6 protein-coding genes are annotated in these 7,350 nt (G+C 69.8%); all 6 read left to right on the top strand.

Annotation, left to right across the window (positions count from 1 at the left end; genetic code table 11):
• Positions 1 to 850: aldehyde dehydrogenase family protein (locus AB0M47_RS03520; RefSeq protein ID WP_363407707.1), on the top strand; the 850-nt coding region annotated here is incomplete at its 5' end.
• Positions 847 to 2,598 carry a thiamine pyrophosphate-binding protein gene (locus AB0M47_RS03515; RefSeq protein ID WP_363407704.1) on the top strand — a complete coding sequence of 584 codons (1,752 nt, stop codon included), beginning with the start codon at positions 847 to 849 and terminating at the stop codon, positions 2,596 to 2,598. The genes AB0M47_RS03520 and AB0M47_RS03515, both read left to right, overlap by 4 nt.
• A gap of 52 nt (positions 2,599 to 2,650) precedes the next feature.
• The gene (locus tag AB0M47_RS03510) at positions 2,651 to 3,805 is read left to right on the top strand and encodes an ABC transporter substrate-binding protein (RefSeq protein ID WP_363407701.1); all 1,155 of its coding nucleotides are present in this window, start codon (positions 2,651 to 2,653) and stop codon (positions 3,803 to 3,805) included.
• A gap of 73 nt (positions 3,806 to 3,878) precedes the next feature.
• Positions 3,879 to 4,748 carry a branched-chain amino acid ABC transporter permease gene (locus AB0M47_RS03505; protein WP_363407698.1) on the top strand — a complete coding sequence of 290 codons (870 nt, stop codon included), beginning with the start codon at positions 3,879 to 3,881 and terminating at the stop codon, positions 4,746 to 4,748.
• Positions 4,745 to 6,592, top strand: a complete 1,848-nt coding sequence (locus AB0M47_RS03500) for a branched-chain amino acid ABC transporter ATP-binding protein/permease (protein WP_363407695.1) — start codon at positions 4,745 to 4,747, stop codon at positions 6,590 to 6,592. The genes AB0M47_RS03505 and AB0M47_RS03500 overlap by 4 nt, the downstream gene beginning before the upstream one ends.
• On the top strand, positions 6,589 to 7,350 hold the full coding sequence (locus AB0M47_RS03495; RefSeq protein WP_363407692.1) for an ABC transporter ATP-binding protein: 762 nt from the start codon (positions 6,589 to 6,591) through the stop codon (positions 7,348 to 7,350). The genes AB0M47_RS03500 and AB0M47_RS03495 overlap by 4 nt, the downstream gene beginning before the upstream one ends.

The following is a 7,350-nucleotide window of genomic DNA, read 5'->3' as shown; positions in this document are numbered from 1 at the left end:
CGAGGCGGTGCAGTTGCTGCACGGTGGCGGCGACGTCGGCGCGGCGTTGTGCGCGGCCGACGAGGTGGCGGTCATCAGCTTCACCGGCAGCGCTGCCACCGGCGCGGCCGTCGCTAGGGCCGCCGGAGCCAAACGGCTGGTGCTCGAACTCGGCGGCAACGCGGCCACCATCGTCTGCGACGACGCCGACCTCGCGGCGGCCGCCCGGATCTGCGCCCGCACCGGATACAGCAACTCCGGCCAGAGCTGCATCTCGGTCCAGCGTGTCTACGTCCAGCGCTCCCGGTTCGACGAGTTCCTCGACGCGTTCACCACCGAAGTGCGTGCGCTCAAGGTCGGCGACCCGCTCGACCCGGACACCGACGTCGGATCCATGGTGGACGAAGCGGCCGCGCGGCGGGTAGCGAGCTGGGCCGCCAAGGCCACCGCCGGCGGGGGAGTCCTGGCGTTGGGCGGTGGACACGACGGGGCCACCCTCGCGCCGACCGTGGTCGCCGATCCACCCGCCGACGCCGACATCGTCGTGCAGGAGGTCTTCGGGGCGCTGGTCGCCGTGCTGCCGTTCGACGACTTCGACGCCGTCCTGCAGACCTGCAACGACAGCCGGTTCGGCCTGCAAGCCGGCCTGTTCACCCGCGACATCGGCCGCATCGTCACCGCCTGGCGTGAGCTGGAGGTCGGCGGCCTGATCGTCAACGGCTCCTCCAACTTCCGGCTCGACCACATTCCGTTCGGGGGCGTCAAGGACTCCGGCTTCGGCCGCGAGGCCCCCCGCCAGATGATCGAGGACTACACCGTGCTCAAAACCCTGATCCTGCGCGACCTGTCCGTCTGGGGGTCGGTGCGATGACGCAGTCAGATCCGGCGACTCGGTCCGGAGCCCAAGCGCTGGCGGCGCAACTGGAGGCCTACGGCGTCGAGTACGTCTTCGGCACCTGCGGGCACACCAACATCGCCCTACTCGACGCCATCGGGCGTACCGGGGTGAAGTTCGTCATCGCCCGGCACGAGCAGGCCGCCGCGCACGCCGCCGACGGCTACGCCCGCGCCTCCGGCAAGCCCGGCGTCCTGCTGGTGCACGTCGGCCCCGGCATGATGAACGCAGTCACCGGGGTCGCGACGGCGGCGATGGACTCCGTCCCGCTGGTCGTGATCTCCGGCGACGTTCCGTCCTACATGTACGGACGGCACCCGCACCAGGAGGTCAACCTCCACGCCGACGCCGACCAGACCGCCATCTACCGCCCGTTCGTCAAGCGCGCCTGGCACGCGCACCGCGTCGAGGACCTGCCGCGCTTCACCGAGCGCGCCTTCTGGACCGCCGCCTCCGGTCGCCCCGGGGCCGTCCTGCTCAACATCCCGATGGACCTGCTGTCGCGTCCGCTGCCGGACGCCGCCGACCATCACCTGCCCGTCCACACCACCGTTCCCGACCTGCCCGCGGACGAGGCCGACCGGATCGCCGGCCTGCTGCTGTCCGCGCGACGCCCGCTGATCTACGTCGGCGGCGGTCTCGGCCGCGGCGAAGGGCGCGCGATCCTCGCGCGCCTCGCCGAACACCTGGAGATCCCGATCGCCCACTCCCTCATGGCCAAGGGCGCGATCTCCGACGGTCATCCGCTCGTGCTCGGCATGCCGGGCTTCTGGGGACTTCAGACGACCAACGAGTACGCGTTGAGCGCCGACGTCGTTCTCGCGATCGGTACGCGGTTCGCCGAGACCGACGCCAGTTCCTGGAATCCGGCGTACACGTGGCGGTTCCCGCCGTCGAAGCTGATCCAGATCGACATCGACCCGGCGGAGATCGGCCGCAACTATCCGGTCGAGATCGGCGTGGTCGCCGACGCCACCCTGGCCGTCGAGGCGATCGAGGCCGCCGTACGCCGGGCGCAGCCCGACCCCGTCCAGCGGCCGGGACTGCGCGAGACCATCGCCGAGGCGCGGACGGCTCTCTTCGCCGGCAGCGCCGACCGGGGACGCAGCGACCAGTTCCCGCTGCGCCCGGAACGCATCCTCGCCGACGTACGCGCCGGCGTACCGGACGACGCGGTCCTCGTGACCGACGTCGGCTGGAACAAGAACGGGGTGGCCCAGTGCTACCCGCTGCCCGCCGGCGGACGCTTCATCACCCCCGGCGGCGCGTCCACCATGGGATTCGGCCCGGCAGCCGCGCTCGGCGTGCAGATCGCCGAACCGGACCGGGTCGTGGTGGCCCTCATCGGCGACGGCGGCATGAGCGCACAACTGCCGGCCGTGCCGATGGCGGTCGAACAGGGGCTGCCGGTGATCTTCCTGGTCATGAACAACCGTGCCCACGGGACGATCGCCGATCTGCAGGCGGCGAACTTCGGCCGCAGCTACGGATGCGAGTTCCGCGACCCGGAAGGCCGCCCGTACAGCCCCGACTTCGCCGAGTTCGGGCGAGCCTGCGGCGCGGACGGATACCGCGTCGACAAGCCCGCCGACCTCGCCGACGCACTGCGTACCGCGGTCCGGAACCGCCGCCCGGCGGTCCTGGACGTCCCGATGACCAACGAACCGGTGCCCACCCCCGGGCACTGGAACATCAAGGACATCTACCACGGCGTTTTCGAGTGACACCCGCACCGCCCACCCACATCGCGCCTCCCCCAGATTGAGGTGAAGTGTCATGTCCCCCTCCGCTCGATCGCGCCTGGCGATCGTCGGCTTCACGGCCGTCCTGGCGCTCGTCGTCGGGTGCTCCGCACCCGGCTCGGACAACGACTCCGGCGACAAGAACTCGACCGGGCCGATCAAGATCGCCCTCGTCGACGCGCAGAGCGGCCAGCTCAGCTCGCTGGGCGCCTGGGAGTTGAAGGGCGCCAAACTCGCCGTCGAGGAATGGAACAAGGCCGGCGGCATCAACGGCCGGCAGATCCAGCTCGACGTCTTCGACGATCAGGGCGATCCGACGGTCGGCACGAACATGGCCCGCAAGATCGCCAGTGAGGGCTATCTCGCGATGATCGGCACCGCCGAGAGCGCGGTCACCATCGCGATGGCGCCGATCCTCCAGCAGAACCAGATCCCGAACATCGCCTCCGGGCAGTCCCCGGGCATGGTCGCGTTGAAGAGCCCGTTCCTGTTCCTCAATGGGCCGACCAGCGTCACCTACGACGAGACCCTGGCCAAGCACGTCGTGGAGACCAAGGGGATCAAGAGCATCGCGATGATCACCAACAACGGGTCCTACGGCAAAGGCGAGCACGACGCCTTCCTCAAAGCGCTCCAGGCCCGCGGCGTGACGCCGGTCGCCGACCAGGTCGTCACGACCGACCAGAAGGAGTTCAGCGCCGCGCTGACCACCATCCGGCAGAAGAACCCACAGGTCATCTTCCTCGGCGCCGAGGAGGTCGAATCCGGCCTCATCGTCAAGCAGACCCGGGAGCTGGGCATCAAGGCGGTCTTCGCCGGCGCCGCACCGCAGGGCACCCCGGTGTTCCGGGACACCGCCGGCGTCGCCGCCGTCGAAGGGACGCTGGTCAGCACCCCGTACATGAGCAACGACCTCAACGACAAGACGCGCAAGTTCGCCGAGGCGTACAAGGCGGCCTATGGCGAGGAGGCCGAGCTGCACGGAGCGAAGGCGTACGACGGCGCGCAGATCTTGCTGAGCGCCCTCAAGTCGAGCAACGTGGCCACGGGCAAGGCGCTCGCCGACGCGATCCGCGCGACCAAGCGCGACGGTCTGCTGGGCAACTTCGCCTACGACGAGACCGGGGTGGGCATCTTCGCCACCACGATCGGCACGATCACGAACGGCAAGCTGGTCCCCGCCAGCTGATCCGACACCTCGGGGAGGCGGCCCGGCCGCCTTCCCGAGGACCGCCTCGCAAGCCCCGTCCCCAGGGAGAACAATGCAGATCTTCCTACAGACCTTCATCGGCGGCGTGAGCCTCGGCGCCATCTACGCGCTGGTGGCTCTCGGGTTCTCCCTCGTCTACCGCACGATGGGACTGGTCAACTTCTCACACGGCAACGTGGTCATGATCGGCGCCTACATCGCGTCGACCTTCTACCTGTCGGCCAAGCTGCCGTTCGCCTTGGCGATGGTGATCGCGCTCGCGGTCACCGGCCTGATCGGCGTCATCATCGAACGCGTCCTGCGGCCGTTGGAGAACAAGGACTTCGACCTCATGCTGATCGGCACGATCGGCTTCGGCATCGTGCTGGAGGCGTTGGCGATCCTCGTCTGGGGGGCCACCGGCCGGGCGGTGCGCTCGCCGGTGCCGGCCGCGCCGCTGGACGTCGCCGGGATCAAGATCCGCACCTACGACCTGCTGGTGCTGGCCATCGCCGCCGCCGCGACGCTGCTGCTGATGTTCTTCCTCCAGTGCACCAAGCGCGGAGCGGCGATGCAGGCCGTCGCGATGGACCATGAGGCCGCGACCGCCGTCGGCATCCACGTCGGCCGCAGCAACGCGATCGCGTTCATGCTCGGTGCGGCGCTCGCGGCGCTGGCCGGGGGACTGGTCGGCCCGCTGCTCTACGTGAACCCGACGATGGGCGGAACCCTGGGCATCAAAGGGTTCGCCGGCGCGATCCTCGGCGGGTTCGGCAGCGTACCGGGAGCGATCCTGGGCGGCATCGCGATCGGGGTGCTCGACTCGTTCGCCGCCGGTCATTTCCAGGGCTACTCGGAACTGGTCACCTTCCTGGTCTTCACGGTGATCATCATGATCCGGCCCACCGGCGTCTTCGGCGAGCGGACGGTGAACCGCGCATGAAGTACCGCATCGGCGCCGTCGCGATCCTCGGGATCGCCGCCTGGCTGCTGCCGTATCAGCTCGACTCCTACTCGATCCACGTCGTCGACGTGATGCTCATCTTCGCCCTGCTCGCCGTCGGCCTCGGCCTGGCGATGGGCATCGCCGGTCAGATCAACCTCGCGCAGGTCGCGTTCTTCGGCGTGGCCGCGTACGCCACCGCCATCCTCACCACCCGCGAGGGCTACGGGTTCTGGACCGCCGCCGTCATCTCCATCGCCATCGCGGGCGTCTTCGGGATCGTCATCGGACTGCCGGCCCTGCGGATGCAGTCGCACTACCTCGGCATCGTCACCCTGGGGCTGGCGCTGGCCTTCACCAACTGGGTCACCAACGCCCAGCTGACCGGCGGCGCGGAAGGGATCTCCGGCATCGCCGGGCCGGTCCTGCCGGGCGTCGACCTGTCCAGCGAGTACCTCTTCTACTACCTCGAACTGATCGTCTTCGCGATCGCGCTCGCGTTCGGGCTGTTCGTCGTGCATACGCCGCTCGGCCGGCGCATGCGGGCGATGCGTGACGACGACCTGGCCGCCGGCGCCGTCGGCGTCGAGGTGCCGATGCTGCGCATGACGGCGTTCCTGCTCGCCAGCGTCTACGGCGGCCTCGCCGGGGTGCTGTACGCCGGGCTCATCCGCTACGTCGCCCCCGAGACGTTCAGCATCGCGAACATGTTCTTCCTCCTCGCCATGGTCATCATCGGCGGGCGGCAGAGCCTGGTCGGCTGCGTCGTCGGAGCCGCCGCCCTGACCCTCATCCGCGAACTGCTGGCCGACTACCCGACGTACGCGCAGATCGCGTACGGCAGCGTGGTCGTGCTGACCGTCGTGTTCGCCCCGACCGGGCTGGCCGGCGTACCGGCTCGTGCCTTGGCCGCCGCCCGCCGGTTCGGGCTGTTCGCCAGGCGTACGCCCGGCGCACCGTCCACATTGGGCGCGTTCCGTCCCTACGAGCCGGTGACGACGGACCCGTCCGGCGGCCCGATCCTGCGGGTCGACGCGGTCGACATGGCGTTCCGCGGCCTCAAGGCCCTCCAGCAGATCACCCTCAGCGTCGAGCCGGGCGAGATCCGCGGGATCGTCGGCCCGAACGGCTCCGGCAAGACCACGCTCTTCAACGTCATCAGCGGGCTGTACAAGCCGACGGCCGGTCGCGTCCACATCGCCGGCCGCGATATGACCGCCGCCCGCTCGTTCCGGCTGGCCCAAGCCGGCATCGCCCGGACCTTCCAGAACCTCCGCCTGTTCAAGCAGCTCACCGTGCGGGAGAACATCCTCGTCGCGCTCGACCAGAGCCGCGCCCACGACGCCTGGCGGTACGCCCTCTGGCCGATCGGGATCTGGCGGCACGACCGGGCACTGCGTGCCGAGGCGGACGAGATCCTCGACCGATTCGGGCTGGCCGACTTCGGCGACACCGCCCCCGGCGCACTCCCGTACGGCATCCAGCGCCGTGCCGAGATCGCCCGCGCCATGGCCCGCAAACCCAGCCTGCTGCTGCTCGACGAGCCGGCCGCCGGGCTCAACGGCGACGAGGTACGCCAGCTCGCCGAGATCACCCGATCGATCCGGTCGTCCGGGGTCACCGTCGTCATCATCGAACACAACATGGGCCTGGTCATGTCGCTGTGCGAGAAGATCACGGTGCTCGCCAGCGGGACGGTCATCGCCGAGGGCACCCCGGCGGAGGTCGCGCGGTCGCCGAAGGTGATCGAGGCGTACCTCGGGGATTCCGCGATGTCCCACGACGTGCCCGAAGCGATGTCCCACGACGTGCCCGGAGCCACGCCGACGGAGGTGCCCCAATGACGCAGACGGCCGCGACGACCGCGACGACAGCCGACCTCACCGCACGGGGCCAGGCCCTGACCGTCCAGGGCCTGTCCGTCCACTACGGAGGCGTCCGCGCGGTCGACGACGTCGACCTCACCGTCCCGGCCGGACAGGCCGTCGGCATCATCGGCGCCAACGGGGCGGGCAAGACCTCCACCCTCAAAGCCCTGATGGGCCTCGTCCCGCGCCGGGTCACCGGCCTGCGGCTGGGGGAGCGGGACATCACCAAGGTCAAGGCGCGCGACATGGTCCGCCACGGCGTCGGCTACGTCCCCGAAGGCCGCCACGTGTTCCCTGGGCTTCCCGTCGAGAAGAACCTCTACCTCGGCGCGTACGCCAAACCGTGGAACCAGCGCGTCCGGACCGCCGCCGACGAGGTCTACGAGCTGTTCCCCGTCCTCGGCGAGATGCGGAACCGGCTCGCCGGCGCGCTCTCCGGCGGCCAGCAGCAGATGCTGGCCATCGGCCGGGCGCTGATGTCCCAGCCGAGCCTGCTGCTGCTCGACGAACCCTCGATGGGCCTGTCGCCCAAGCTCGTCGACGAGATCGTCCAGGTGCTGCAACGGCTCAGCGCCCAAGGGCTGACGATCCTGCTCGTCGAGCAGAACGCCAAGCTCACCTTCGAGGTGACCTCATCCTGTCTCGTGATGGAGAACGGCGTGGTCGCCATGACCGGCACGTCGGAGGAGCTGAGCCACGACAGCCGCGTACGCCAGATCTACCTCGGACTCTGA

This window comes from Hamadaea sp. NPDC051192, assembly GCF_040682475.1.
In the GTDB taxonomy this organism is placed as follows: domain Bacteria; phylum Actinomycetota; class Actinomycetes; order Mycobacteriales; family Micromonosporaceae; genus Hamadaea; species Hamadaea flava.
Note: the sequence above shows the minus strand (reverse complement) of the source record. Positions and strands in the feature narration are given on the sequence as shown.

What these genes read in the sequence shown, in the direction of transcription:
- AB0M47_RS03515 (WP_363407704.1), top strand. Translation starts at nt 847, where the DNA reads ATGACGCAGTCAGATCCGGCGACTCGGTCCGGAGCCCAAGCGCTGGCG.
- AB0M47_RS03510 (WP_363407701.1), top strand. Translation starts at nt 2,651, where the DNA reads ATGTCCCCCTCCGCTCGATCGCGCCTGGCGATCGTCGGCTTCACGGCC.
- AB0M47_RS03505 (WP_363407698.1), top strand. Translation starts at nt 3,879, where the DNA reads ATGCAGATCTTCCTACAGACCTTCATCGGCGGCGTGAGCCTCGGCGCC.
- AB0M47_RS03500 (WP_363407695.1), top strand. Translation starts at nt 4,745, where the DNA reads ATGAAGTACCGCATCGGCGCCGTCGCGATCCTCGGGATCGCCGCCTGG.
- AB0M47_RS03495 (WP_363407692.1), top strand. Translation starts at nt 6,589, where the DNA reads ATGACGCAGACGGCCGCGACGACCGCGACGACAGCCGACCTCACCGCA.